We start from the raw sequence: 25,312 nt of genomic DNA, 5'->3' as shown, positions 1-25,312 counted from the left end.
AAGGCCCTGAACGGGCCTTATTTTTATTGCTCCAGCGTCTGCCGCACCAGTGTGAGCACCTGCTCGATCTCCTGCGGGGTCAGGGAGCCTTCCTTGGCGAAACGCACCAGCCCTTCCTGGTCCAGCACTATGATGGCCGAGTTCTTCGGCTGCAATTGCCATTGTTGGGCGACCCGCCCCTGCTCGTCCAACACGATGGTGGACCAGGGAAACTCCTGCTTGCTGCCTTCGGCACTGCTGCGCACGAAGGATGCGGTACCGAAGGCCGCATCGTCCACGTTGATGATGGTCACCGTCTGGTAGCGGTCCCGGGGCAGGTCGGCGCTCTTGATCGCCTCGATCAGCGGCGCGTTGAGCTCCTTGGCGCTGCCGCGCCCGGCGATATGCTGGATCACTCTCACCTTGCCCCGCAATTCGCTGACGCCCCAGGTACGGGGTTTGATCTCTTCCTGTTCCAGCACCAGCTCGCCTCGGTCACTGACGCTGACCGGCGGCAGCGGTTGGTCGAATTGCAACTTGTGGGCCGAGGCCACGAAGGGTAGGCAGGCCAGCAGTATCCATGCTTTCATCGGTTTCTCTCCTTGTGGTATGAGGTCTGACCTCGTTAGCCTAAGGAATGTTGATTTTTTGTCAAACAAATACGCATAAAAAAAGAGCACCGAAGTGCTCTTTTTTTGAACCCGGGTGGCGTGGGCTATCAGGCCTTGCTGTAACGCTCGGCGGAGGCCAGGATCTCGGCTTCGGCGGCGGCCTTGTCTTCCCAGCCGTCCACTTTGACCCACTTGCCCGCTTCCAGCTCCTTGTAACGCTCGAAGAAGTGCTTGATCTGGGCCTTGAGCAGCTCGGGCAGGTCGTTCACGTCCTGGATATGGTCGTATTCCTTGGTCAGCTTGCTGTGGGGCACGGCCACGACCTTGGCGTCTTCACCGGACTCGTCGGTCATCTTCAGCACGCCCACCGGGCGGCAGCGGATCACCGCACCGGGCACCAGCGGATGCGGGGTGGGGACCAGCACGTCCACCGGGTCACCGTCCAGGGACAGGGTCTGGTTCACGTAGCCGTAGTTGCAGGGGTAGAACATGGGGGTGGCCATGAAGCGATCCACGAACACGGCGCCGGTGTCCTTGTCGATCTCGTACTTGATGGGATCGGCGTTCTGCGGGATCTCGATGACTACATAGATATCTTCGGGCAGGCTTTTTCCGGCCGGTACCTGGTTCAGGCTCATGACGTTTCCTTTATATGGTCAGTAACGGGGTTGCGACTCGAGTTTACCACCCTTGCTCCTGGGTATCTGTTATACCAAGGGGTAAGGGCGGGTCAGGGGCGACATTATAACCGCTGTCGCAGGGATCACCATACAAGTGCCCAAAGCCGCCGCGGATTGTTAGAATGCGGCCTTCACAGCAGCCAGGGGCAGGTTATGCACATTCATATTCTCGGTATTTGCGGCACTTTCATGGGCGGGCTGGCGGTGCTGGCCCGCCAACTCGGCTACCAGGTGACCGGCAGCGACGCCAACGTCTATCCGCCCATGAGCACCCAGCTCGAGCAACAGGGTATAGCGCTGATCGAAGGCTATGATCCGGCCCAGCTGGAGCCGGCTCCCGACCTGGTGGTGATCGGCAACGCCATGAGCCGGGGCAACCCCTGCGTGGAAGCCGTGCTCGACCGGCGCATCCCCTATACCTCCGGTCCCCAATGGCTGCTGGAGCATGTGCTGCAACACCGCTGGGTGCTGGCGGTGGCCGGTACCCACGGCAAGACCACCACCTCCGGCATGCTGGCCTGGATCCTGGAGGATTGCGGCCTGAAACCGGGCTTTCTGATCGGCGGCGTGCCCGGCAACTTCGAGGTCTCCGCCCGTCTGGGCGAGGCGCCCTTCTTCGTGATCGAAGCGGACGAGTACGACAGCGCCTTCTTCGACAAGAGATCCAAGTTCGTGCACTACCGGCCCAGCACTCTGATCCTCAACAACCTGGAGTTCGATCACGCGGACATCTTCCCGGATCTGGCGGCGATCCAGCGGCAGTTCCACCATCTGTTGCGGATGGTGCCCGGCCATGGCCGCATCCTGATGCCGACCCGGGCTCCGGCGCTGGAAGAGGTCAGGGCCATGGGCTGCTGGAGCGAGCTGGAATACGTGGGCGAGGGCGGCCTCTGGCAGGCCGAGCCCCTGGCCGCCGACGGCAGCCGCTTCACCGTGCTGCTCGAGGGCCGGCCGGTGGGCGAGGTGAGCTGGCCCTGCATCGGCCTGCACAATGTGCACAACGGCCTGATGGCCCTGGCCGCCGCCCGCCACGCCGGGGTACCGGTGGCCGATGGCATCGCCGCCCTGTGCCGCTTCATGCCGCCCAAGCGGCGGATGGAGCCGAAGGGGGAAGTGGCCGGCATCCGGGTATGGGACGACTTCGCCCACCATCCCACCGCCATCCAGACCACCCTGGCCGGGCTCAGGGCCCGCACCACCGAGGGGCGGGTGCTGGCGGTGCTGGAGCCCCGCTCCAACACCATGAAGATGGGGGTGCATCAACAGGAACTGGCCGACTCCCTGCAAGGGGCCGACGCCGCCTACCTGTTCCGGCCGGCGGAAATCCGCTGGGATCTGGCGGCGGTGGCGGCGGCTTGCCCCCAGGGGCGTTTGTTCGAGGAACTGGACACGCTGATCGCCGCCCTGGTGGCCGATGCCCGCCCCGGGGATCAGATACTGGTGATGAGCAACGGCGGCTTCGGCGGTATCCACGGCCGGCTGCTGGCGGCGCTGGAGGCGGCCCATGGCTGAGTATCCCCGCGAGCGGCAGGTCACCCTGGCCCTGAGCGGCGCCTCCGGCGCGCCCTACGCCCTGGCGCTGCTGGAGCGGCTGCTGGCCTCCGGCATCCAGGTGCACCTGCTGGTGTCCGGCGCCGCCCGGGTAGTGCTGGCCACCGAGCAGGGGGAGCAGTGGCCGGGCAAGCCGGAGGCGCTGGCCGCCTGGTTGGGCGAACGGTTTGGCGCCGAGCCTGGCCAGATCCGCGCCTACGGCAAGGAGGAATGGTTCTCGCCGGTAGCCTCGGGCTCGGGGGCGCCCAAACGCATGGTGATCTGCCCCTGCTCCATGGGCACGGTGGCGTCCATCGCGGCGGGGACGTCGGACAACCTGATTGAGCGGGCCGCCGATGTGGTGATCAAGGAGAAGGGGCAACTGATCCTGGTGCCGCGGGAGACCCCCTTCTCGGCCCTGCACCTGGAAAATCTGCTCCGGCTGGCCCGCCTCGGGGTCACCATCATGCCGGCGGCGCCGGGTTTCTACCACCAGCCCCAATCCATCGCGGATCTGGTCGACTTTATGGTGGCGCGGATCCTGGATCACCTGGGACTGGAGCAGGATTTGGTGCAACGTTGGGGCTATGGCGGCGAAGAAAGTTGACCCGGAATGCAGATTTTCGCGAATTCCGCTAGAATATCGCTTTACCAACAGCCGGGTTTTGGGCCCGAATGGAGCTAAAACATGAAACACCGAGTGGATGTCCTGATCAGCACCGAAGAGGTGAACGCCAGGATCCAGGCCCTGGGCGAACAGATCAACGCCCATTTCGCGGGCGTCGACGAGCTGGTGATGGTCGGGCTGCTGCGCGGCTCCTGCGTATTTATGGCCGATCTGTGCCGCCAGATAGCGCTGCCGGTGCGGCTCGATTTCATGACCGCCTCCAGCTACGGCAGCGGCATGGAGAGCAATAGGGACGTGCGCATCCTCAAGGATCTGGACGACGAGATCCACGGCAAGCACGTGCTGATCGTCGAGGACATCATCGACACCGGCTACACCCTGAGCAAGGTGAAGGAGATCCTGTCCCTGCGCGACCCGGCGTCGCTGCGCATCTGCACCCTGCTCGACAAGCCCGAGCGGCGCGAGGCCCAGGTGCCGGTGGACTGGGTCGGCTTTACCATCCCCGACGAGTTCGTGGTAGGCTACGGCATCGACTACGCCCAGCGCTATCGCAACCTGCCCTACATCGGCAAGGTGGTGCCGCTGGAATAACCCCGCGAGTCGGTTCCCCCCATAACAAGAATTGCGCATATGCCTGGCCTTCGCCCAGGCATATGTTTTTGAACCGGAGCCAAGCAATGACCAAAGCACTGGAGATCGAGGGCCTGCGCAAAACCTACGCCGGTGGCGTGGAGGCGCTCAAGGGCATCGATCTGACCGTGGAGCAGGGCGATTTCTACGCCCTGCTGGGCCCCAACGGGGCCGGCAAGTCCACCACCATCGGCATCATCTCCTCCCTGGTGAACAAGAGCGCCGGTAAGGTGAAGGTGTTCGGCTACGACATCGACAGCCAGCTGGAACTGGCCAAGTCCCAGATTGGCCTGGTGCCCCAGGAGTTCAATTTCAACCAGTTCGAGAAGGTACAGCAGATAGTGGTCAACCAGGCCGGGCTGTATGGGGTGGAGCGGGCCGAGGCCAAGGTGCGCGCCGAGCGCTACCTCAAGCAGCTGGATCTGTGGGAGAAACGGGACCAGCCGGCCCGCACCCTGTCCGGTGGCATGAAGCGCCGGCTGATGATCGCTCGCGCCCTGATGCACCAGCCCCGCCTGCTGATCCTGGACGAGCCCACCGCCGGGGTGGATATCGAGATCCGCCGGGCCATGTGGGATTTTCTCAAGGAGATCAACGGCCAGGGCATTACCATCATCCTGACCACCCATTACCTGGAAGAGGCGGAGATGCTGTGTCGCCATATCGGCATCATCGACAAGGGTCGGCTGGTGGAAAACACTACCATGAAGGGGCTGCTCGGCAAGCTCAACGTGGAAACCTTTATCCTGGATCTGGCCCCCGACTGCCGGGAGCCCTTCCTGTCGGGCTTCAACTGGCAATTGCTGGACGATCACACCCTGGAGGTGGAGGTGAAGAAGGAGCAGGGGCTTAACGGCGTCTTCGGCCAGCTCAACGAGCAGGGCATCCGGGTACTGAGCATGCGCAACAAGGCCAACCGACTGGAGGAATTGTTCGTGACACTGGTGGAGCAGGGGAGGAAAGCATGAACGCCAGGCAGTATTACATCGCCTTTCGCAGTATATTGCACAAGGAGATAGTCCGCTTCACCCGTATCTGGGTACAGACCCTGGTGCCGCCGGCCATCACCATGACCCTCTATTTCGTGATCTTCGGCAGCCTGATCGGCAGCCGCATCGGCGAGATGGGCGGCTATTCCTACATGGCCTTTATCGTGCCCGGTCTCATCATGATGTCGGTGATCACCAATTCCTATTCCAATGTGGCCTCGTCGTTTTTCAGTGCCAAGTTCCAGCGCAACGTGGAAGAGCTGCTGGTGGCGCCGGTGCCGACCTATGTGATCATCGCCGGCTACGTGGGCGGCGGCGTGGTGCGGGGACTGGCGGTGGGGTTGATCGTCAGCCTGGTGTCCCTGCTGTTCGTGACCCTGCCGGTGAGCCACCTGTTCAGCATAGTGGCCATCGTCTTCCTGACCTCGGTGCTGTTCTCCCTGGCGGGGCTTATCAACGCCATCTTCGCCCGCACCTTCGACGACATCAGCATCATCCCCACCTTCGTGCTGACGCCGCTGACCTACCTGGGCGGGGTTTTCTACTCCATCGAGCTGCTGCCCGGGTTCTGGCAGGGGCTGTCCCAGGCCAACCCGGTGCTGTACATGGTGAACGCCTTCCGCTACGGCTTTCTCGGCATCAGCGACGTGCCCCTGACCCTGGCCTACGGCATCATCCTTGGTTTTATCGCCCTGTTCTACGGCGCGGCCTGGTACCTGATCCGGACCGGGCGGGGACTGCGGCACTGAGGAAGCAAGGCTTGGTTACGATCCTGTATATTACAAGCTGATAAAAGAGGCAACAGGGCCACCTCCACCGACACGCTGTGAATACATCCCTGTACGCTCGCACATGCCATCCCTGGCATGTGACGGTCGGTGGAGGCAATCCCTGTTGCCTCTTCCAAGCCCCGCTGTTGTCTGATGGTCTCGTCAACAGGAGGCACTGAGCTTTGGAGAGGACAAAGGGTGCTGCGTCGCCGGCCATCCGCGCCAGGGATGGCGCGGCTGAGCCTACAGGGATGTATTCACGGCGTGCCGGCGGAGCAGTGCGCTTTGGCTGACTACTGTGTTATTGATCAGCGACTCTTTAGCAAAAAGGCAGCCAATCGGCTGCCTTTTGTCTTGAACTGAAAGGGAATATCCGCGATCAGGCCAGCTGCAGGGGGATGTCCTTGCTGGTGCGCACTATATTGTTCTGGGCGTCCAGGTACACCAGGCTGGGCTTGTAGCCAGCGATCTGCTGCTCGGTCATGGGCGCGTAGGCGCAGATGATGATGCGATCGCCCACCGCGGCCTTGCGGGCGGCGGCGCCGTTCAGGGAGATCATCTTCGAGCCGCGTTCGCCGGAAATGGCGTAGGTGTGGAAGCGCTCGCCGTTCTCGATGTTGTAGATGTCGATCTGCTCGTACTCGCGGATATTGACCGCGTCCAGCAGATCCTGATCGATGGCGCAGGAGCCTTCGTAGTTGAGCTCGGCGTGGGTGACCCGGGCCTGGTGCAGCTTGCCCCTGAGCATGATGCGTTGCATATCCATGTTTAGCTTGTCTCCGTCAATTACCGCCCTGAGGGCTTATGGTTTTGCGACAGTGCCCGGAGGGGGGAGCCAGGCTCACGCCGACTCGCCGTGAACCCATCCCTGGGGGCTCGACGGCGCCATCCCTGGCGCCAACGGTCGGCTTAGAGCCTGACTCCCCCTCCCAGCAAGACCTGAGTGTCACTACAGGGGCACTACCTGGTTATCTATCAGTCTGGCCTTGCCCAGAAAGGCGGCCATTAAAATCACCGCTGCCCGGCTTTGCTCGCCGAGCGGCGCCAGGGTATCGGCATCGACAATATCGATGCCGTCGGTGCAAAAGCCGGCGCCGTCCAGCCGGGCGGCGCCTTCCTTCGCCAGCCGCTCGAGATCCCGCTCGCCCGCGGCCAGGCGCTCGGCCAGCCGGTTCATGGTGGCGGCAAGCATCGGGGCCAGGGCCCGCTCCGCCGCGGTCAGGTAACCGTTGCGGGAGCTGAGTGCCAGGCCGTCCTCGGCGCGCACCGTGGGCACGCCGATGATCTCCACCGGCAGGTTCAGATCGACGGTCATTTTACGGATCAGCGCCAGCTGCTGGTAGTCCTTTTCGCCGAAGCAGGCCAGATCCGGCTGCACCAGGTTGAACAGCTTGCACACTACTGTGCTGACCCCGTCGAAGTGGCCAGGGCGCAGGGCGCCTTCCAGCACCTCGGCGATGCCGGGCACGCTGACCCTGGTTTGCTGCTGCTGACCGGCCGGGTACATCAGCTCGGGGCTGGGGGTGAACACCAGATCCGCCTGGTCGCCGAGACGGTCGCAGTCCTGCTCCAGGGTGCGCGGGTAGGCGGCCAGATCGGCGGCCCGGTCGAACTGCAGCGGATTGACGAAAATGCTCACCACCACCTTGTCGGCACGGGCCCGGGCCTGCTGCACCAGCTCCAGGTGGCCCTGGTGCAGGTTGCCCATGGTGGGCACAAAGCCGATGTGCTCGCCGTTGCGGCGCCAGCCGGTGATGACGGTCCTCAGTTCATCTATGGTGCTGACCAGTTGCATCTTCTTTCCTCAGTTGAAGCTGTGCTCGGGGCCGGGGAAGCGGCCCTCGGCCACCTCGGCCACGTAGGTTTCGATGGCGGCCCGGACGTTGCCGCTCTCGGCCAGGAAGTTCTTGGTGAACTTGGGCACGTAGCCGGAGGTCAGCCCCAGGGCGTCTTGCATCACCAGCACCTGGCCGTCGGTGTCCGGGCCGGCGCCGATGCCGATCACCGGTATGCGGAGCTCCCGGCTGATGTCGGCGGCGAGCGGGCTGGGCACGCATTCCAGCACCAGCAGCTGCATGCCGGCCGCCTCCAGGGCCTTGGCGTGGCGCTTGATCTGCTCCGCCTGCTCGGCCTCGCGGCCCTGCAGCTTGAAGCCGCCGAATACGTGCACCGACTGGGGGGTGAGCCCCAGATGGCCGCACACCGGCACGCCCTGGCGGGTCAGTTGGGTGACGGTGTCCGCCAGCCAGTCGCCGCCTTCCAGCTTGACCATGTGGGCGCCGGCCCGCATCAGGGTAGCGGCGCTGGCACAGGCCTGTTCCGGGGTGCTATAGCTCATGAACGGCATATCGGCGACGATAAGCGTCTTTTCGCTGCCATTGGCCACACAGCGGGTGTGATAGGCGACGTCGTCCACGCTGACCTTGAGGGTGCTGGCCTCGCCCTGCAGCACCATGCCGAGGGAGTCGCCGATCAGGATGGAATGGACCCCGGCCTGCTCGAACAGGGCGGCGAAGGTGGCGTCGTAGGCGGTGATCATGGCGATTTTCTGGCCGGCCTGTTTCATCGCCAGCAGGCGGGCGGTGGTGATTTTGCTCATGGTGGTTTCCTGTTACTGCGCTGGCAACCGGATCATGCCGTTGGGCGGGCAGTCCTGCAGCAGCCGGGTCAGGGGCGTGCCGCAGGGCAGCACCAGATCCGGCACCAGGTCGGCCAGCGGGTAGAGCACGAACTCCCTTTGTTTCATGCCGTAGTGGGGTATGGTCAGCCGCTCGTCCTCGATCTGCCGCTCGCCGTAGAGCAGGATGTCCAGATCCAGGGTGCGGGGGCCCCAGCGTTCTTCCTTGCGCTCCCGTCCCTGGGCCAGCTCTATCGCCTGCAGGGCGTCGAGCAGGGCATGGGGGGAGAGCAGAGTGTCGAAACTCGAAACGCCGTTGACATAGGCCGGCTGGTCCGCCGGCCCCATGGGGCGGCTCCGGTACAGCGGCGAATGGCGGAGGCTGCCGGGCACGGCCAGGGCCGCCAGCGCCTGCCGGGCGGCCCGGAGCTGGGCCTCGGGGTCATTCAGGTTGGCGCCTAGGGCGACGAAGACCCTGGTCACGCCTCTTTTCTCCGGCGCGGACGGCGGCGGGGGCGCTTGCGCGGCGACTTGCGCGGGGCCGCTCTATCCTGCTCCTCGTCCTGCTCATGGGCCGCCGTCTGGCTCAAGCGTTTCTGGTCGACCGGGTTGGTGGCCTGGAAGTCGGTCCACCACTCGGCCAGTTCCTTGAGCCGCGGATCCAGTTCGGCGCGCAACAGCAGAAAGTCGTAACCGGCGCGGAACTTGGGATGCTCCAGCAGCCGGTGGGGCCGCTTGCCGGCGCGTTTGGTCAGTCGGTCCTGCAGTTGCCAGATATCGCGCACCACCGTGCTGAAGCGGCGGGGCACGGCCACCGTCTTCACCTGGCGACCGATGACGTCATCGGCTGCCAGCATAAAGGCGTCGTGGTAGCCGAGACCGCCGTCGTTGACGAATTCCTGGGTGCGGGTCTCCACCGGTCCCCACAGCAGGGCGGCGTAGAGGAAGGCGGGGGTGACCCGCAGATCCTGGGCGATGCGCTCGTCGGTGTTGGCCAGGGCCAGTTCGATAAAGCGGCCGTAGCGGTTGTTGCCCCGGCCCATGACCTCGGCGGTTTCCGGGAACAGGGGAGCGAACAGGCCGTAGCGCTGCATCTGGCGATAGGTTTCCTGGCCCTGGCCGGCGAGGAACAGCTTGAGGGTTTCCTCGAACAGCCGGGCCGGGGGAATATCGGACAGCAGCGGCGCCAGGCTCTGAATGGGAGCCTCTGTGCGCGGGCTGATGGACAGGCCCAGTTTGGCGGAAAAGCGCACCGCCCGCAGCATGCGTACCGGGTCTTCCCGGTAACGGGTCTCGGGATCACCGATCAGTTCCAGCCGGCGGGCCTCCAGATCCTTGAGCCCGCCGGCAAAGCCGAGCACGCTGAAATCGGCGATGTTGTAGTACAGGGCGTTGACGGTGAAGTCGCGCCGCTCGGCGTCCTCTTCGATGGTACCGTAGACGTTGTCGCGCAGCAGCATGCCTTCAGAGGACTGGGCCGAGACGTGCTTGTTGGTGTTCACCTGGTGATGGTGACCACGGAAGGTGGCCACCTCGACCACGTCGCGACCGAACAAGACGTGGGCCAGGCGGAAACGGCGCCCCACCAGGCGGCAGTTGCTGAAAAGCTGCTTGACCTGTTCGGGAGTGGCGTTGGTGGCGACATCGAAGTCTTTGGGCTGGCGGCCCAGCAGCAAGTCACGCACACCGCCGCCGACCAGGTAGGCGTCGTAGCCGGCCTTGTTCAGGCGATACAGCACTTTGAGGGCGTTCTCACTGATTTGTCGGCGCGAAATGCCATGCTGGTCGCGCTCTAGCACCACGGGTTGCAACGGCAACGCCTCCTGTTGTCGGGTAAGCAGCTTTTTACAAAAGCCGGCAATCTGGGAAAAAATGGGACACCTCGCAAGGCCTTAAGCTAAAAAATCGGCGCACTATGATAGCGCAGGGCGCTCTAAATGCGAACTACAGGCGTGTTTCAGCTCTATATGGGGTCCTTTGGGCACCCGTTCGAGCCGCCAGTGTTGTCTGGCCCAGGCCAGCAACTCGGCCACACCGGCACCGGCCAGGTCCGGTGGCGGCAGCTGGCCCAGAAAGGCCAGCGCCTGCCACAGCGGCATTTCCGGGCGGCGTCTGTCCAAGGCCGGCGCGTGATTCTGCTTGGACAGCTTGTGGCCACCCCGGGTGGCCAGCGGCAGGTGCAGCCAACCGGGCTCGGGTGCACCCAGCAGCCGGTAGAGGGCGATCTGGCGCACCGTGGGTTCGAGCAGATCGGCGCCGCGCACCACCTCGGTCACTCCCGCCTCGGCATCGTCGAGCACCACCGCCAGGTTGTAGGCATAGAGGCCGTCACGACGGCGGATGATAAAGTCTTCCTCCGCCAAGGGGCCCGCGACGGCTACCCGGCCCTGCAGACGATCTTCAAAGTCGTGGATCGGTCGTTCCAGCCGCAGCCGCACGGCCGCTCCCGCGGCGGGGAGGCGCAGATCCCGACAGTGGCCACTGTAGAAGCCGCCGGCTTCTGCGATCATCCGGCGGGTGCAATGGCAGTGGTAGCTGAGCCCCCGCCCGGCCCAGTCGTCCAGCACCGCCTGGTAGCGGTCATGGCACCGGCTCTGGTACACCACCTCGCCGTCCCAGTGCAGGCCGAAGGCGTCCAGGGTACGCAATATGTCGTCGGCGGCACCGGGGACTTCCCGGGGCGGATCCAGATCCTCGATGCGCACCAGCCACAGACCCTGGTTGGCCTTGGCCTGGAGATAGCTGCCGAGGGCGGCGATCAGGGAACCGAAATGGAGGGGACCGCTGGGCGAAGGAGCAAAGCGCCCAATATAGCGGTCGGGCGCACTGTAGGTCATAGGATGCTGGGCCGGCTCAGTAACCGGCCATCTGTTTTTCCTTGATTTCGGCCAGGGTCTTGCAATCGATGCACAGGTCGGCGGTAGGACGGGCTTCCAGCCGGCGAATGCCGATTTCCACGCCGCAGTGCTCGCAATAGCCAAAGTCGTCGTCTTCGATCTTCTGCAGGGTCTTTTCGATCTTCTTGATCAGCTTGCGCTCCCGATCCCGGGCCCGCAGCTCGAGGGCGAATTCTTCCTCCTGGGCTGCCCTGTCCACCGGATCGGGGAAGTTGGCGGCCTCGTCCTTCATGTGGCCAACGGTGCGATCCACTTCTTCGCGCAACTGATTGCGCCAGGCACCCAGGATCTTGCGAAAGTGCGTTTTCTGCGCTTCGTTCATGTATTCTTCGTCGGGCTTCGCCTGGTAGGGCTCAACACCGGCAATGGCCAGAATACCGAGAGATTTTTTGGTTTCGACTGCTGGCATTCCGTATCTCCTAAAAAGCAATATTGCGCCAACCCAGTTCAAGAAGCGGCTATCTATAGCAGAAAGCACGTTGACAAGGCAATTTTGCGTTGTGATTTCTGCGGATACTGCTTCCTGAATACGATCGTGGCCACCTTTTTCTCTCTCACTTCTTTCGACAAGATAACGAAAGAGGGTAGCGACGCTTTGGTAAGCCCTCCTTAATGGGGGTGAGGCATGGCACTTTCAAGGGTGGAGAAGGCACCCATGCCGCAGGTACCATTTCACTCCATTTATGAACTATAGGTTTTATCGTGCAGTTTTCCTCTTCTTTATGCCGGGGCCGTTTGATAAGGCGTTATAAGCGCTTTCTGGCGGATGTCATCCACCAGGGCCAGACCCTGACTCTGCACTGCCCCAATACCGGCCGCATGACCGGCTGTGCCGAGCCCTCCTTTACGGTGTATTTTTCCACCTCTGCCAATCCCAAGCGCAAGTACGCTCACACCTGGGAACTGAGCGAGAACCAGCGGGGCGAGTTTATCTGTGTCAACACGGCGCGGGCCAACCAGCTGGCGGCGGAAGCCCTGACCGAGGGGCTCATCCCCGAGCTGGCCGGCTATGGCCGGGTACAGGCGGAAGTCCGCTACGGCGACGAGGGCAGTCGCATCGACTTCCTGTTGAGCGGCGGCGGCCGGCCCGACTGCTATGTGGAGGTGAAGAGCCTGACCCTGCTGGAGCAGGACGGCCGGGGCTATTTCCCCGACACCGTCAGCCTGAGGGCGCAGAAGCATGTGCGGGAACTGATCCAGTGCGTGCGCGACGGACGGCGGGCGGTGATGCTGTTCTGCGTGCTGCATACCGGCATCGACCGGGTCGGCCCGGCCCGCCACCTGGACCCGGCCTATGGCCGGCTGATCGACGAGGCGCTTTTGGCCGGGGTGGAGTGCCTGGCCTGGGGCGCCGACATCAGCCCAGAGGGGATGCGGCTGGCCCGGGCGCTGCCCTTTACCCCTTGAGCGGCCAGCTGTACAACGGCTCGTAGCGGGGCCCCTGTTCGGTCTGAGCAGAGCGGTAGAGGCAGAGTGAGCGGGGTCGGTAGACAAGTGGCTCCGTCTCCGGCAACGGGCAGGCCGCGCAGTGGCGAAAGAGGGTGACATGGGGGCGCAGGGCCCGGTGGGGCGGGCCCAGCTTCAGGCTGGCGCAATACAGCCCCACCTCCTCGGCCAAGTGCGCCAGCGCCCCGGGTATCCGGCTTGGCCCCGTCCACACCACGGCGGCCCTGGGGAAGCAGCCCAGACGGTCCAGGCGCAGCGTGAAGGCGGGCAGTGTGCGCCGGCCCAACCAGCGCTCCAGGGCTCCCTGTTGGGCGATATCGGTCTGGCCCAGAAAGCGCAGGGTCAGGTGGAACTGGTGGGACGGTATCCGCCGCCCGGGCAGGGCCAGCCAGTCCTGCAACCGGCCCAGGGCGGGCGCCAGGTCGTCGGCGGGAAAGGCCAGGAACAACCGGTTGTCGGGCTCCTTCATCGTCGTGGTCCTTTGCGGAGGCTTTTGGCACAATATAGTGGTTTTCGGCCAGTCAGGTAACAGCGTGGACCCACTCCCCATTCTCGAGGCCCTGCCGCGGTTGCGGCAGGCGCTCGACGCCTCCCGAATCATTCTGGAAGCCCCTCCCGGCGCCGGCAAATCCACCCGGCTGCCGCTCTGGCTGCTGGAGCAGCCGGACATCAAGGGGCGCATCATCATGTTGGAGCCGCGCCGGCTCGCGGCCCGCACCATCGCCCAGTACCTGGCACAGCAGCTGGGGGAGGCCCCGGGCGGACGGGTGGGCTACCGCATGCGTGGCGAAAGCCGGCTCGGCAAGCACACCCGGCTGGAGGTGGTGACCGAGGGGGTACTGACCCGGATGCTGCAGGCGGATCCCGAACTCGAAGGCGTGAGCCTGTTGGTATTCGATGAATTCCACGAGCGCAGCCTGCAGGCGGATCTGGCCCTGGCCTTCGCCCTGGAGTGCCAGGCCCTGCGGGAGGATCTGAAGATACTGGTGATGTCCGCCACCCTTGAGGGATTGGCGCTGGAGCGGTTGCTGCCCGATGCCGTTACCGTCAGCAGCGCCGGCCGCAGCTTTCCGGTCGAGTTCGAGTACCAGCCCCGCAACCAGCACAGCCGGCTGGAAGAGGCGGTGGGCCGGGCCGTGCTGGCGGCCCTGGAACGGCACCCGGGCGGCGTGCTGACCTTCCTGCCCGGTGAGCGGGAGATCCGCGCCACCCATGACTGGCTGACCGGTAAGGTGCCCGACGGCGTCGAGCTCAGGCCCCTCTATGGCCGCCTGACCCTGGCCGAGCAGCAGGCGGCGATAGCACCGGCGGCGGCGGGCCGGCGCAAGGTGGTGCTGGCGACCAATGTGGCGGAAACCTCCCTCACCATCGACGGCATCGGCATCGTGGTCGACTCTGGCCTGGAGCGGCAGGCCCAGTTCGACCCCGAGGCCGGCATCACCCGTCTGCTGAGCCGGCAGATAGGTCAGGCCTCCGCCACCCAGCGGGCGGGCCGGGCCGGGCGACTGGGCCCCGGCGTCTGCCTGCGGCTCTGGGCCCGGGAGCAGCAGGAGCGGCTGGCGCCCCGTCGGCCGGCGGAAATCGAGCAGAGCTGCCTGGCCGCCTTCGTGCTGGAGTGTGCCGCCTGGGGCGCCGAGCCCGAAGGCCTGCCCCTGCTGACCCCGCCGCCGGCCCCGCTGCTGGCAGCGGCCCGGCGCCAGCTGGCGGCGCTGGGGTTGCTACACGGCAACCAGCTGAGTCCGCTCGGGCGGCGGGTCTGGCAACTGGGAACCGAGCCCTGGCTGGGCCAGCTGCTGCTCACCGCCCTCGACTGGCAGGGGCAGGGGCGGGAGGGCGCCTTGGCCGATGCCGTCTACCTGGTGGCCCTGCTGGAGGAAGGGCGGCTGGAGGAGGCTCCCCTGTCGGGGCAGCTGCTGGCCCGGCAGGGCCGGCTGAAGCCGGTGGCAGAGCGCTGGTTCCGCCGGCTGGAACAGCCGCCGACCGCACCGGGCGGCCATTACCTGGGGCTGCTGCTGGCCAACGCCCGGCCGGAATGGGTGGGGCTGTTGCGCCAGCAGGGCCGTTACGGCCTGGCCGGCGGCTTGAGTGCCGATCTGCCCCAGGGCAGCCCCCTGTTCGGCAAACCCATGCTGGCGGTGGCGGCCCTGGGCCGCGGTGAGCGAGGCGTCTTTATCCAGGGCGCCGAGCCGGTGACGGAAGAGCGGTTGCACCGTTACCTGCCGGCGCGCTTCGAGGAGCGTGAGCAACTGCAGTGGGATGCCGCGGCCAACCGGGTGCGGGCCGAGCGCCAGTGGTGCTTCGGCAAGCTGGTGCTGCAGCGCAGCCCCCTCGGCGAGGTCAGCCCCGAGCTGCGCGCCCGCTGCCTGCTGGAAGAGCTGGTGCGCCGGGGCTGGGCGGCGCTGCCCCTGGACGAGGAGGCTCGCCAGTACTGGCTCAGATTGAAACTGGCCGGACAGAAGCTGGCCGATTGCGGCTTCGCTCCCTGTGACGAGGCGCAGTGGCTGGCGGAGGCCGAACACTGGCTGCTGCCTTATCTGGCGGGGCTCAGTCGTTGGGAAGAGCTGGGCCGGCTGAACTGGCTCGGCATATTTAAGAGCCGGCTGGACTGGTCACGGCAGCAATTGCTGGATACCCTGCTACCCGGCTACCTCGAGCTGGCCACCGGTACCCGGGCCGCCATCCGTTACCGGGTGGACGAGGATCCGGTGCTGCCGGTGCGGCTGCAGGAGATGTTCGGCCAGTCGGGCACGCCCGAACTGGCGCACGGACGGGTGCCGCTGGTGCTGGAACTGCTGTCGCCGGCGCGGCGTCCGCTGCAGGTTACCCGGGATCTGGCCGCCTTCTGGGCCGGGTCCTACCAGGATGTGAAAAAAGAGATGAAGGGGCGTTACCCCAAACATGTGTGGCCCGAGGATCCCGCCAATACGGCGCCGACCCGGCACACCAAGAGGCAGATGAAAGACTGATATGGCAACCCGAAAACGCAAGTCGACCAAAAAGCCGGTCAAACGGCGCCGCTCCTGGCTGGGCTGGGGCCTGTTGTTCAAGCTCGGCCTGGTGATGGCCGTGCTGCTGGGCATCTTCGGCATCTATCTGGACAGCCAGGTGCGGGAGCGCTTCGAGGGCCAGAAATGGGCCCTGCCCGCCCTGGTCTACAGCCGGCCGCTGGAGCTGTTTCCGGGGCAGAAGCTGTCCCACCAGCAGATGCTGCGCGAGCTGCAGTTGCTGAATTACCGCAAGGTGGCCGATCCCGGCCGGCCCGGCGAATACGCGGTGACCAACAACCGCATCGAGATCCACCGCCGGCCCTTCAATTTCGCCGATGGCGCCGAGGCGGCCCGCTCCATCCTGCTGACCTTCGACGGCCAGCGGCTGGCGCGGATGCAGAACCCGGCCAACGGCCGGGAGCTGGGTTATGCCCGCATGGATCCGGTGCTGCTCGACCGGCTCAGTGTGGAGCAGCGGGAGGATCGGCTGCTGGTGCGGCTGGATCAGGTGCCCGAACTGCTGGTGACCACCCTGTTGACGGTGGAAGACCGGGATTTCTATCAGCATGACGGGGTCTCGCCCCTGGCGATCCTGCGTGCCCTGGTGGTCAACCTCAAGGCCGGTCGCACCGTGCAGGGGGGCAGCACCCTGACCCAGCAGTTGGCCAAAAACTTCTTCCTGACCCAGGATCGCAGCCTGTGGCGCAAGGTGCAGGAAGCTTATATGGCGCTGATCATCGACTTCCGCTACGAGAAGGACGAGATCCTCGAAGCTTACCTCAACGAGGTCTACCTCGGCCAGAACGGGGCCCAGGGGGTGTACGGCTTCGGCCTGGCCAGCTACTTCTATTTCGGCCTGCCCCTGAACGAGCTCAACCCGGACCAGATCGCCCTGCTGGTGGCTCTGGTGAAGGGACCTTCCTTCTACGATCCCTGGCGCAACCCGGAGCGGGCCCAGGAGCGGCGTGATCTGGTGCTGCGCCTGCTGGCCAACGAAGGCCATATCGATCGGGCCACCTACGAGCAGTCCAGCAGCAGGGCGCTGGGGCTTATCGAGCGCGGACGCATGGGCTACGGCCGCACCCCGGCCTTCATGGGGCTGCTGCGCCAGGAGCTGCGCGAGCGTTTCGGCGCCGACTTCCTGCGGCAGAACGGGCTCAAGATCTTCAGCAGTCTGGATCCCATCGCCCAGCATAGCGCCGAACAGGCGGTGGTGGAGCAGGTGAAGCAACTCAGGGCCAACACCAAGCGCAACGATCTGGAAGCGGCGGTGGTGGTATCCAACTGGCGCAAGGGGGAAGTCAGTGCCGTGGTCGGCGGGGCCGACCCCAGCTTTGCCGGTTTCAACCGGGCCCTGGCGGCCCGCCGCCCCATCGGCTCCCTGATCAAGCCGCCGGTGTTCGCCGAGGCCCTGGCCAACGGCTACACCCTGGCGACGCCGCTCAAGGACGAGCCCATCAGCCTGCGCAGCGACGCCGGGCAGGTATGGCGCCCCAACAACTACGACCGTCAGTTCCGCGGCCAGGTGATGTTCTATGACGCCCTGGCCAAGTCCCTGAACGTGCCTACCGTCAACCTGGGCATGGCCATCGGCCTCGACAAGGTAGTCGACGGCCTCAAGCGGCTGGGGGTGCAACAGCCGATCCAGGCCTATCCGTCGTTGTTGCTCGGTACCCTGGAGCTGACGCCCATGGAAGTGAACCAGCTGTACCTGACCCTGGCCAACCAGGGGCTGTACCAGCCGCTCACCTCCATCCGCGCTATCCAGGACGAGCACGGCGAGCTGCTCTACCAGCATGAGGCCAGGGCGGTGCGGGTGCTGGAGCCGGAGGCCGGCTACCTGACGTTATACGCCATGACCAAGGTGGTGGGTGGCGGCACCGCGGCCCACTTGGCGGCCCGTTTCCCCAACCGAGTGATGGCGGGCAAAACCGGTACCACCAACGATCTGCGGGATACCTGGTACGCGGGCCTGGACAACGAGGAGCTGGTCAGCGTCTGGGTCGGGCGTGACGACAACGGGGTGACCGGCCTGACCGGCGCCAGCGGCGCCCTGCGGGTCTACAGCCGCTACCTGGACGGACGCGGCGTCGATTCCCTGGAGCTGACGGCACCCGCCGGTATCGATCAGGTCAATTTCGCGGTACGCGACGGCCAGCCCGCGGATCCGCGCTGCGAGCAGACCCGGCTGCTGCCGGCCAAGGCCGCCGGCCTGCCGGGCATTCGCGACTGCCGGCCGGTGGTGCCGGTGCAGCAGCCCCAGCGGCCGTCGTCCGGCGAGCCGATCAGCGACTGGCTGAGGGACATTTTCAATTTCGCCCGCTGAGGCAGGGTGAAAGCCTCCATCTCTGTATATGCTCAATAGTATGGAGATGGAGGAGCTTCCCATGTTTTCTTTTCATCATGTCACCCTGAGCGTGCGTGACCTGTCCGTGGCCGAAGGGTTCTACAAGGGACTGGGATTCGAGCCGGTCTATCGCTGGCAGGACGCCGAAGGCCGCCTGCAGATCTGTCATTTACGCCTGGGGCAGGCCCTGCTGGAGCTCTACTGTTTCCGTCCGGAGGATGAAGCCGAACTGCCCAGCTTTCCCCCCTGGGCCAATGGTTTCCGCCTGGGGCTGCGCCACTTCGCCCTGCAGGTGGACGATCTGGACCGGGCCCTCAGCTCGCTGCACGGCGCCGGCATGCTCACCGACAAGCCCTCCCCGGTGAAGGGACAGACCTGCTCCCGCTATGTGTTCATTCTGGATCCGGACGGCAACAGCGTGGAATTACTGGAAGGGCCGCTGGTGGAGATCCAGCGGCCGGAGTAGGGCAGGTTCGCCCCGGGCGGGTTAGCCTTTCAGGGCGGCGAAGGCCCGATCGGCGGCGGCCAGGGTATGGGCCAGTTCCTTGTCGCCGTGGGCCAGGGACATGAAGCCGGCCTCGAAGGCGCTGGGGGCCAGGTAGACGCCCTCTTCCAGCATCAGGTGGAAGAAACGCTTGAACGCCGCCAGATCACAGCGGGTGACCTGCTCGTAGCGGCTGATCTCCTTCTCCCCGGTAAAGAAGAAGCCGAACATGGCGCCCACCCGGGTGGTGGTGAAGGGGATGCCGTGCCTGTCGGCCGTCGCCTGCAGTCCTTCCACCAGGGTCCGGGTCTTCTGCTCCAGGGCCTCGTACACGCCCGGCTGGCTGATGGCGTTCAGGGTGGCCAGGCCGGCGGCCATGGCCACCGGGTTGCCGGACAGGGTGCCGGCCTGGTAGACGGGCCCGGTCGGTGCCAGATGTTCCATCACCTCACGACGGCCGCCGAAGGCGCCCACCGGCATGCCGCCACCGATGATCTTGCCGAGGGTGGTGAGGTCCGGTTTTACCCCGTAACGCGCCTGAGCACCGCCCAGGGCGGCGCGGAAGCCGCACATCACCTCGTCGAAGATCAGCAGGGCGCCGTACTGGTCACAGAGGGCGCGCAGGCCCTCGAGGAAGCCGGGGGCCGGCGGGATACAGTTCATGTTGCCGGCCACCGGCTCCACTATGATGCAGGCGATGTCCGCCGGGGCGGCCTCGAAGGCGGCCTTGACCGACGCCAGATCGTTGAAGGTGGCAGTCAGGGTGTGCTTGGCGAAATCGGCCGGCACGCCCGGGGAGTTGGGCTGGCCCAGGGTGAGGGCGCCGGAACCGGCCTTGACCAGCAGGCAGTCGGCGTGACCGTGGTAGCAGCCCTCGAACTTGAGGATCTTGTCCCGGCCGGTAAAGCCGCGGGCCAGGCGGATGGCGCTCATGGTAGCCTCGGTGCCGGAGTTGACCATGCGCACCTGCTCCATGGAGGGCACCAGCCGGGTCACCATTTCCGCCATGGTCACTTCGACCCCGGTGGGGGCGCCATAGCTCAAGCCCCGCTCTACCGCTTCAATCACCGCCTCGCGCACCACGGCTGCGTTATGGCCCAGGATCATCGGCCCCCAGGAGCCGATATAATCGACATAGGCCTGGCCGTCCACGTCGAACAGATAGGCACCGTCGGCCCGCTCGATGAAACGCGGGGTGCCGCCCACGCCGTTGAAGGCGCGGACCGGGGAGTTGACGCCGCCGGGGATCACCCGGCGGGCTTGGGCAAACAAATCGTCGGACTTGGTCATGTCGGTATCCTTTGCATGGGTCTGAGGTGGCGCTGGGCCGAAGTGGCCCGACTATAGCAAAAAGCGGACGGGGCGAGAATGGCAGTCCCTTTGCCGCTGGCGTCGTTGCCTCGGCTTTGGCACAATCCGCCGCTGTCTAAATGGAGAGTCGTCCATGAACAAACCGCTCGATCGTCGTATCCTGATCGCTTCCCTGGTGGTCAATCTGCTGTTGCTGGCGGTGGCTGTCTACCTGGGGCTGAAATATCGGGAGCTAGGTAGCCGGCTGGAGCAGAGCCAGCTGCAGACGGAGCGCAGCCGGCAGGAGCTGCTGGCGCTGCGGGTCGACCTGCAGGCCCTGCTGAGCGCCGAGAGCAGTCAACTGACCCAACTGGAGCAGCAGTCCCGTCAACTGGCGGAACAGGCCCAGCAACTGGCGCTCTATCGGCAGGTACTGGCGCCGGATGAAGGCCCCGAACTGCTGCTGGCCCAGGAGGACATAGCGGCTCAGGCGGAGCCCGGATTGTTCGGTTATCGGCTGGTGCTGCTGCAGCCGGGTATGGGGGGCAGCAGGGTAACGGGACAGGCCCGGCTGCAGGTACGGGCGGTGCAGGACGGCCGGGCCCTGATCCTGGATGACGACACCCTGGGAGTGGCACCGGTCACCCTGGATTTTCGCCATTTCCAGGTGCTATCCGGCCAGTTGCGGCTGCCCCCCGGGGCCCGGGCCCAGACCCTGGAAGTCAGCCTGGAACTGGAGGGCAACCGCCGGCGGACCCTGAGCCTGACCTGGCCTATTCCGGACAATACTTGAACTGTTTACTCGGGTATTGGATAATTTTGGGCGATAACCAACCCGAGAGGTAGTGATGAGTGATGCAATCCCCTTGCCGATCCAGATGAGCGATTCGGCAGCCAACAAGGTCAAGGCCCTGATATCCGAAGAGGAAAATCCCGAGCTCAAGCTCAGGGTCTACATTACCGGCGGTGGTTGCTCCGGCTTTCAGTATGGCTTTACCTTCGATGAGAAAACCAACGACGGCGACACCGTGATCGAAAAAAATGGCGTCATCATGGTAGTGGATGCCATGAGTCTGCAGTATCTGGTGGGTGGCACCGTAGATTATGTCGAGGGCCTCGAAGGCTCCCGCTTCCTGGTCACCAATCCCAACGCCACCAGCACCTGCGGCTGCGGCTCCTCCTTCAGCGTGTAAGGCATCCCATGTCCCTGTTTGACTGGCTCAAGGGAGCCGATAACGAAGGTGCGCCGGCGCCGGTAGTGTACTCGGTCGAGCGGTTGGCACTCTACCAGAAGGCCTGGTGCCCCTACTGCCAGCGGGTGAAGGCGGTCATCGCCGAGCTGGGCCTCGACATCGCCGAATACGACACCAGCGAGCCGGAACACCTGCAGGCGCTGCTGGCGGGCGGTGGTCAGCGCATGGTGCCCTGCCTGCGCATCGAATTCGAGCAGGGGCGCTATTACTGGCTGTACGAGTCCATGGATATCATCGCCTACCTGCGCCGCCATTTCGGAGATCGGGCATGAGCGACTTCCGGTTGCATCCGCAGCTGGCGGCGGATTGCCTGGTGCTGGGGGAGTTGCCCCTCTGTCTGGTGCTGCTGGCCAAAGACGGTCGCTATCCCTGGCTGATTCTGGTGCCGCAGCGGGCCGATCTCCGGGAAATCCACCGGCTGGACGAGGCGGCGCAACTGCAGTTGATGCGGGAGTCCTGCGCCGTCGCCGGCCTGATGGAGTTGGCCCTGTCGCCGGACAAGATGAATATTGCCGCCCTCGGCAACATGGTGCCCCAGTTGCATCTGCACCACGTGGCCCGTTTCACCACCGACGATGCCTGGCCAGGACCCATATGGGGTAGGCATCCCGCCCTGCCCTATCCTGACCTCGGTGCCGAAGCCGAACGTTGGCGCCGGCGGCTGGCCGGCCTCGAGGGTTTTTCCGCCGCGGAATAGCTCCCTGTAAGGCGAGGGCCAGGCACCGCCGCTGTTGAACAGAGGGCGGCGCCTGGCTCCCGGTTTATTTTTCCAGGGGAATGACCAGCAGGTCGCAGTTGATATTCTCGATCAGCTGGTGGGCCACGGATGAGTTCTGGCGAAACAGATGATGTTCGTGACCGCAGATCAGCAAGTCCGCATCGCAGAGTCGCACCGCCTCGCAAATTTGCTCCACCAGGTCACCGCTGATCAGTATCTGCTTCTCCAGGGGGTAGTCCACGGACGCCAGCATCTGCTCCAGCTCTCTCTTGGCGGCGAGTAGCGGCTTGTCCTCCAGCTCGTGGGTGAAGACTTCGTACATCTGGTTGTACAGGCTTTGCATCTTGAGGTTGACGTGCACGATCGACAGTTTGGCCTGGTTGGCCTTGGCCCGGGCGACGGCCTTGTCCAGCACCTTCTGGTAATTGGGGGACAGGTCGATGGTGACGAGAATATGCTGATATCCACTCATTATTAATACTCTTATTCCATTAGTGAGTTTAGTGAGACCCGACCGGGGAAGACGGGCGATATTGATTGCGCTGTTATCGGCGGGTGGCTTAGCGGCCAGAGGAGAGCGGCGCGAGCTCATCAACGGCTCACTCCATCTCCACCCGGTTGCAGCGTCGGCCAATATAGCAGCGGCGGCGGATGTGAAACCCGGCACGGCGCACAATTTTCACATAAAGTTTTACATGAAGATACTTGCGAGGAGAGAAAGTGGCCGGCAGGCCAATGGGATTTTCGCTATTGCCTGGCCAGCATCACCTCGCTGACCCGATCGAGCTGGACCAGCAACTGTTCGGCTTTGGGCTTGAAACGGGCCAGCTCCGCCCTGGACAGGATGGCTGACTGGGGCAGCTTGACGGTCTTGGGATCCTGGTGCACGCCGTTGACCAGGAATTCGTAGTGCAGGTGGGGGCCCGTCACCCGACCGGTGGCACCGACGGTGCCGATCTGCTGCTCCTGCTTCACCCTCTCACCTTTGTTCACCGTGCGTTGGTGCAGGTGCAGGTACTTGGTGAGGTAGGTGCCGTCGTGGCGGATCACTACATAGTTGCCGTTGAACTGGTTGTAGCCCGACTCCACCACCACGCCGCTGCCGGCCGCCACCACAGGGGTGCCGGTACGGGCCGCGTAGTCGATGCCTCTGTGGGCCTTGATCTGGCCGGTAACGGGATGCAGCCGGCGGGGGTTGAAGTTGGAGCTGATGTGGCTGAAATTCACCGGTGCCCGCAGGAAGCTCTTGCGCATGGCCCGACCCTCGGGGGAATAGTAATTGCCGTCGTCGTGGCGCACGGCCCGGTACACTTTACCCTGATTGATGAACTCGGCGGCCAGGATATCCCCGGTGTCCACGTGGATGCCGTCCTTGTAGCGCTGTTCGTAGAGCACCGCGAAGCGATCCCCGGCGCGGATGTCCAGGGCGAAATCCAGGTCCCAGGCGAACATGGCGGCCAGGCTCAGGATCTGCCCCGGGTTCAGACCGGCGCTGATGCCGGCGTTCCAGAAATTGGAATTGACCTCGGCCTGGGCGTACTGGGTCCTGTGCTCCAGCTCGGCACTGATGATACGGCTGTGCAGGCCGCCACCGGTGGTCTGCCTGATCTCCAGGGTACGGGCGACGTCCAGCGGATAGCTGAGGGCCTTGAACTGTCCCTTCTTGTCGAGAAAGAAGGTCAGCCGTTCGCCGGGATGGATCTGCTTCAACTGATCGGCGTCGGCGCCAAGCTGGCTGATGTCGTGTAGCAGGCTCGAGGAGAATCCATTGCGGGCAAAGATGGAGGACAGGGTATCGCCGGCGTTGACGCGTACCACCAGTTCCCGGTCAGGCAGGCCGTCGTCGACGAGGGGCTGGTCTTCCACTTTCAAGGGCAACTGACGATGCGCCCCTTCGACGACCGGTCGTTCTGTCCGGTCGCGGCTGGCCTGGGCCGACTCGGTAGGGACCATGACCAGCACCGCCATGGCGGTGCTCAGGGCACCGATGGCGATCTGGTGGCCACGGGGCAAGAGTTTGAATATTCTGATAACGGGCATGCTGTGCTCTTCCCTGAATTCCGCGGCGATTCTACAGCCTTTCCAATTTCTCCGCCATTCCAGTAATATGCCTTCCTTGATTTGTTTGGGTCGTCCTTAATCGCTGCATCATGGTACCAGGGTGTTCTACCGTTTTTCCGGTAACACGAAATTTGCCCGACCGGCGCCACCCGCCAGCAGCGATAAGGGTTTACAGCACAGGAGTATAGTCGTCATGTCCCAGCTGGAAGCGGCATTAGCGGAAATAAAGCGCGGTGCCGAAGAGATACTGGTTGAAGAAGAACTGGTCGCAAAACTGAAGGAAGGCCGTCCGCTGCGGATCAAACTGGGCATGGATCCCACGGCGCCAGATATCCATCTGGGGCACACCGTCATTCTGAACAAGCTGCGTCAGTTCCAGGATCTGGGCCATGAGGTATTGCTGCTGATCGGGGACTTCACCGCCCAGGTCGGTGATCCCAGCGGCAAGAACAGCACCCGGCCGCCGCTGACCCCGGAGCAGGTGGCGGACAACGCCAAGACCTACGCCGAGCAGGCCTTCAAGGTGCTGGACCCGCACAGGACCCAGATCGTCTACAACTCCAGCTGGCTGGGCGAGCTGGGCGCCACCGGCATGATCAAGCTTGCCTCCAAGCTGACGGTGGCCCGCATGCTGGAGCGGGACGACTTCAAGAAACGCTACAACTCCGGTCAGTCCATCGCCATCCACGAATTCATGTATCCGCTGCTGCAGGGCTACGACTCGGTGGCGCTGAAGGCGGACGTGGAGTTGGGCGGCACCGATCAGAAGTTCAACCTGCTGATGGGCCGCGAGCTGCAGAAGGACGCGGGCCAGTCGCCCCAGGTGGTGCTGACCATGCCGCTGCTGGAGGGACTCGACGGTGTTAAGAAGATGTCCAAGTCCGCCGGCAACTACATAGGGGTGGACGAGGCACCGGAGCAGATGTTCGGCAAGATCATGTCCCTGTCCGACGAGCTGATGTGGCGCTACTTCGAGCTGCTGTCCCGTCGCAGTCTGGAGGAGTTGGCCGAGCTGCGCCGGCAGGTGGCCGAAGGCGCCAATCCGCGCGACGTCAAGATCCTGCTGGCCAAGGAGATCATCACCCGCTATCACAGCGAGGCGGCGGCCGAGCAGGCGCACCAGGACTTTGTGCTGCGCTTCCAGAAGAACGCCATTCCCGAGGACCTGCCGGAAGTCACCCTGACCGTCGGTGCGGAGGGTATCGCCATTGCCAACCTGCTGAAGGACGCCGGCCTGGTGGACTCCACCTCGGAGGCACTGCGCATGATCAGGCAGGGGGCGGTCAAGGTGGACGGCGACAAGCTGGACGACGGCAAGTTGCTGGTTCAACCAGGCCAGGCCGTATACCAGGTGGGCAAGCGCAAATTCGCCCGGGTGACCGTGGCCTGACCTGG

At 64.5% G+C, this 25,312-nt stretch carries 27 protein-coding genes; 14 read left to right on the top strand and 13 right to left on the bottom strand.

Annotated features, from left to right (window positions below; all coding sequences use genetic code 11):
• Positions 1-23: 23 nt before the first annotated feature.
• Together ACT7DK_RS17915 and ppa are read right to left on the bottom strand one after the other, a co-directional pair.
• On the bottom strand, positions 24-569 hold the full coding sequence (locus ACT7DK_RS17915; protein WP_445401556.1) for a YtfJ family protein: 546 nt from the start codon (positions 567-569) through the stop codon (positions 24-26).
• A gap of 128 nt (positions 570-697) precedes the next feature.
• Positions 698-1,228, bottom strand: a complete 531-nt coding sequence (ppa, locus tag ACT7DK_RS17910) for an inorganic diphosphatase (protein ID WP_094039527.1) — start codon at positions 1,226-1,228, stop codon at positions 698-700.
• A gap of 195 nt (positions 1,229-1,423) precedes the next feature.
• Between ppa and mpl the strand changes: the two genes are divergently transcribed.
• The 5 genes from mpl to ACT7DK_RS17885 all read left to right on the top strand — a co-directional run bounded on the left by mpl (position 1,424) and on the right by ACT7DK_RS17885 (position 5,796).
• On the top strand, positions 1,424-2,782 hold the full coding sequence (gene mpl / locus ACT7DK_RS17905) for a UDP-N-acetylmuramate:L-alanyl-gamma-D-glutamyl-meso-diaminopimelate ligase (RefSeq protein ID WP_445401553.1): 1,359 nt from the start codon (positions 1,424-1,426) through the stop codon (positions 2,780-2,782).
• Entirely contained in the window at positions 2,775-3,407 is a 633-nt protein-coding gene (locus ACT7DK_RS17900; RefSeq protein WP_445401551.1) for a flavin prenyltransferase UbiX, read from the top strand. Before mpl ends, ACT7DK_RS17900 begins: the two co-directional genes overlap by 8 nt.
• An 81-nt stretch (positions 3,408-3,488) precedes the next feature.
• A complete protein-coding gene (gene hpt, locus ACT7DK_RS17895) occupies positions 3,489-4,019 on the top strand; it encodes a hypoxanthine phosphoribosyltransferase (RefSeq protein ID WP_445401549.1) in 531 nt (176 codons plus the stop codon).
• Positions 4,020-4,105: 86 nt separating this feature from the next.
• Positions 4,106-5,026, top strand: a complete 921-nt coding sequence (locus tag ACT7DK_RS17890) for an ABC transporter ATP-binding protein (RefSeq protein WP_445401547.1) — start codon at positions 4,106-4,108, stop codon at positions 5,024-5,026.
• The gene (locus ACT7DK_RS17885; RefSeq protein WP_445401545.1) at positions 5,023-5,796 is read left to right on the top strand and encodes an ABC transporter permease; all 774 of its coding nucleotides are present in this window, start codon (positions 5,023-5,025) and stop codon (positions 5,794-5,796) included. The genes ACT7DK_RS17890 and ACT7DK_RS17885 overlap by 4 nt, the downstream gene beginning before the upstream one ends.
• 400 nt (positions 5,797-6,196) lie before the next feature.
• Here ACT7DK_RS17885 and panD read toward each other — a convergent pair whose 3' ends face one another.
• The 7 genes from panD to dksA form a co-directional block, all read right to left on the bottom strand.
• Positions 6,197-6,583 (bottom strand): aspartate 1-decarboxylase, encoded by a 387-nt coding sequence (panD, locus tag ACT7DK_RS17880; protein WP_445401543.1) that lies wholly within the window; start codon positions 6,581-6,583, stop codon positions 6,197-6,199.
• Between the two features lie 183 nt (positions 6,584-6,766).
• Complete coding sequence (gene panC, locus ACT7DK_RS17875; protein WP_445401541.1) at positions 6,767-7,612, bottom strand: pantoate--beta-alanine ligase; 846 nt, start codon at positions 7,610-7,612, stop codon at positions 6,767-6,769.
• A 9-nt stretch (positions 7,613-7,621) separates the two neighbouring features.
• The gene (gene panB / locus ACT7DK_RS17870; RefSeq protein ID WP_445401539.1) at positions 7,622-8,416 is read right to left on the bottom strand and encodes a 3-methyl-2-oxobutanoate hydroxymethyltransferase; all 795 of its coding nucleotides are present in this window, start codon (positions 8,414-8,416) and stop codon (positions 7,622-7,624) included.
• Between the two features lie 12 nt (positions 8,417-8,428).
• Positions 8,429-8,917 carry a 2-amino-4-hydroxy-6-hydroxymethyldihydropteridine diphosphokinase gene (gene folK, locus ACT7DK_RS17865; RefSeq protein WP_445401537.1) on the bottom strand — a complete coding sequence of 163 codons (489 nt, stop codon included), beginning with the start codon at positions 8,915-8,917 and terminating at the stop codon, positions 8,429-8,431.
• Positions 8,914-10,275, bottom strand: a complete 1,362-nt coding sequence (gene pcnB, locus ACT7DK_RS17860) for a polynucleotide adenylyltransferase PcnB (RefSeq protein ID WP_445402402.1) — start codon at positions 10,273-10,275, stop codon at positions 8,914-8,916. The genes folK and pcnB overlap by 4 nt, the downstream gene beginning before the upstream one ends.
• Positions 10,276-10,347: 72 nt before the next feature.
• Positions 10,348-11,271, bottom strand: coding sequence for a tRNA glutamyl-Q(34) synthetase GluQRS (gene gluQRS, locus ACT7DK_RS17855; protein WP_445401535.1), 924 nt, complete (start codon positions 11,269-11,271; stop codon positions 10,348-10,350).
• Positions 11,272-11,287: 16 nt separating this feature from the next.
• Positions 11,288-11,740, bottom strand: a complete 453-nt coding sequence (dksA, locus tag ACT7DK_RS17850; protein ID WP_094039516.1) for an RNA polymerase-binding protein DksA — start codon at positions 11,738-11,740, stop codon at positions 11,288-11,290.
• A 293-nt stretch (positions 11,741-12,033) separates the two neighbouring features.
• On the opposite strand from dksA, the gene sfsA reads away from it, so the two are divergent.
• Entirely contained in the window at positions 12,034-12,738 is a 705-nt protein-coding gene (gene sfsA, locus ACT7DK_RS17845; protein WP_445401533.1) for a DNA/RNA nuclease SfsA, read from the top strand.
• On the opposite strand, the gene thpR is transcribed toward sfsA, so the two are convergent.
• The gene (thpR, locus tag ACT7DK_RS17840) at positions 12,728-13,246 is read right to left on the bottom strand and encodes an RNA 2',3'-cyclic phosphodiesterase (RefSeq protein WP_445401531.1); all 519 of its coding nucleotides are present in this window, start codon (positions 13,244-13,246) and stop codon (positions 12,728-12,730) included. The genes sfsA and thpR overlap by 11 nt on opposite strands.
• Positions 13,247-13,310: 64 nt before the next feature.
• Between thpR and hrpB the strand changes: the two genes are divergently transcribed.
• The 3 genes from hrpB (at position 13,311) to ACT7DK_RS17825 (ending at position 18,577) form a co-directional block, all read left to right on the top strand.
• Positions 13,311-15,743, top strand: a complete 2,433-nt coding sequence (gene hrpB, locus ACT7DK_RS17835) for an ATP-dependent helicase HrpB (RefSeq protein WP_445401529.1) — start codon at positions 13,311-13,313, stop codon at positions 15,741-15,743.
• A gap of 1 nt (position 15,744) precedes the next feature.
• The gene (gene mrcB / locus ACT7DK_RS17830) at positions 15,745-18,090 is read left to right on the top strand and encodes a penicillin-binding protein 1B (protein WP_445401527.1); all 2,346 of its coding nucleotides are present in this window, start codon (positions 15,745-15,747) and stop codon (positions 18,088-18,090) included.
• Positions 18,091-18,151: 61 nt separating this feature from the next.
• The gene (locus ACT7DK_RS17825; protein WP_094041021.1) at positions 18,152-18,577 is read left to right on the top strand and encodes a VOC family protein; all 426 of its coding nucleotides are present in this window, start codon (positions 18,152-18,154) and stop codon (positions 18,575-18,577) included.
• A gap of 21 nt (positions 18,578-18,598) precedes the next feature.
• Here ACT7DK_RS17825 and hemL read toward each other — a convergent pair whose 3' ends face one another.
• Positions 18,599-19,885 carry a glutamate-1-semialdehyde 2,1-aminomutase gene (hemL, locus tag ACT7DK_RS17820; protein WP_445401524.1) on the bottom strand — a complete coding sequence of 429 codons (1,287 nt, stop codon included), beginning with the start codon at positions 19,883-19,885 and terminating at the stop codon, positions 18,599-18,601.
• A gap of 154 nt (positions 19,886-20,039) precedes the next feature.
• Between hemL and ACT7DK_RS17815 the strand changes: the two genes are divergently transcribed.
• The 4 genes from ACT7DK_RS17815 to ACT7DK_RS17800 are packed head-to-tail and all read left to right on the top strand — an operon-like array spanning position 20,040 to position 21,835.
• Positions 20,040-20,678, top strand: a complete 639-nt coding sequence (locus ACT7DK_RS17815) for a DUF6776 family protein (protein ID WP_445401522.1) — start codon at positions 20,040-20,042, stop codon at positions 20,676-20,678.
• A gap of 55 nt (positions 20,679-20,733) precedes the next feature.
• Positions 20,734-21,078: an iron-sulfur cluster insertion protein ErpA gene (erpA, locus tag ACT7DK_RS17810; RefSeq protein ID WP_445401520.1), complete on the top strand. Its 345-nt coding sequence runs from the start codon at positions 20,734-20,736 to the stop codon at positions 21,076-21,078.
• An 8-nt stretch (positions 21,079-21,086) separates the two neighbouring features.
• Positions 21,087-21,410 carry a glutaredoxin family protein gene (locus ACT7DK_RS17805; RefSeq protein ID WP_445401518.1) on the top strand — a complete coding sequence of 108 codons (324 nt, stop codon included), beginning with the start codon at positions 21,087-21,089 and terminating at the stop codon, positions 21,408-21,410.
• On the top strand, positions 21,407-21,835 hold the full coding sequence (locus tag ACT7DK_RS17800; RefSeq protein WP_445401516.1) for an HIT domain-containing protein: 429 nt from the start codon (positions 21,407-21,409) through the stop codon (positions 21,833-21,835). Before ACT7DK_RS17805 ends, ACT7DK_RS17800 begins: the two co-directional genes overlap by 4 nt.
• A gap of 64 nt (positions 21,836-21,899) precedes the next feature.
• Here ACT7DK_RS17800 and ACT7DK_RS17795 read toward each other — a convergent pair whose 3' ends face one another.
• Entirely contained in the window at positions 21,900-22,328 is a 429-nt protein-coding gene (locus ACT7DK_RS17795) for a universal stress protein (RefSeq protein ID WP_445401514.1), read from the bottom strand.
• Between the two features lie 275 nt (positions 22,329-22,603).
• The gene (locus ACT7DK_RS17790; RefSeq protein ID WP_445401512.1) at positions 22,604-23,896 is read right to left on the bottom strand and encodes a peptidoglycan DD-metalloendopeptidase family protein; all 1,293 of its coding nucleotides are present in this window, start codon (positions 23,894-23,896) and stop codon (positions 22,604-22,606) included.
• A 214-nt stretch (positions 23,897-24,110) separates the two neighbouring features.
• Here ACT7DK_RS17790 and tyrS point away from each other — a divergent pair, with 214 nt between their 5' ends.
• Positions 24,111-25,307 carry a tyrosine--tRNA ligase gene (gene tyrS / locus ACT7DK_RS17785; protein ID WP_445401510.1) on the top strand — a complete coding sequence of 399 codons (1,197 nt, stop codon included), beginning with the start codon at positions 24,111-24,113 and terminating at the stop codon, positions 25,305-25,307.
• Positions 25,308-25,312: the final 5 nt, after the last annotated feature.

Source organism: Zobellella sp. An-6, from assembly GCF_052487945.1.
Note: the sequence above shows the minus strand (reverse complement) of the source record. Positions and strands in the feature narration are given on the sequence as shown.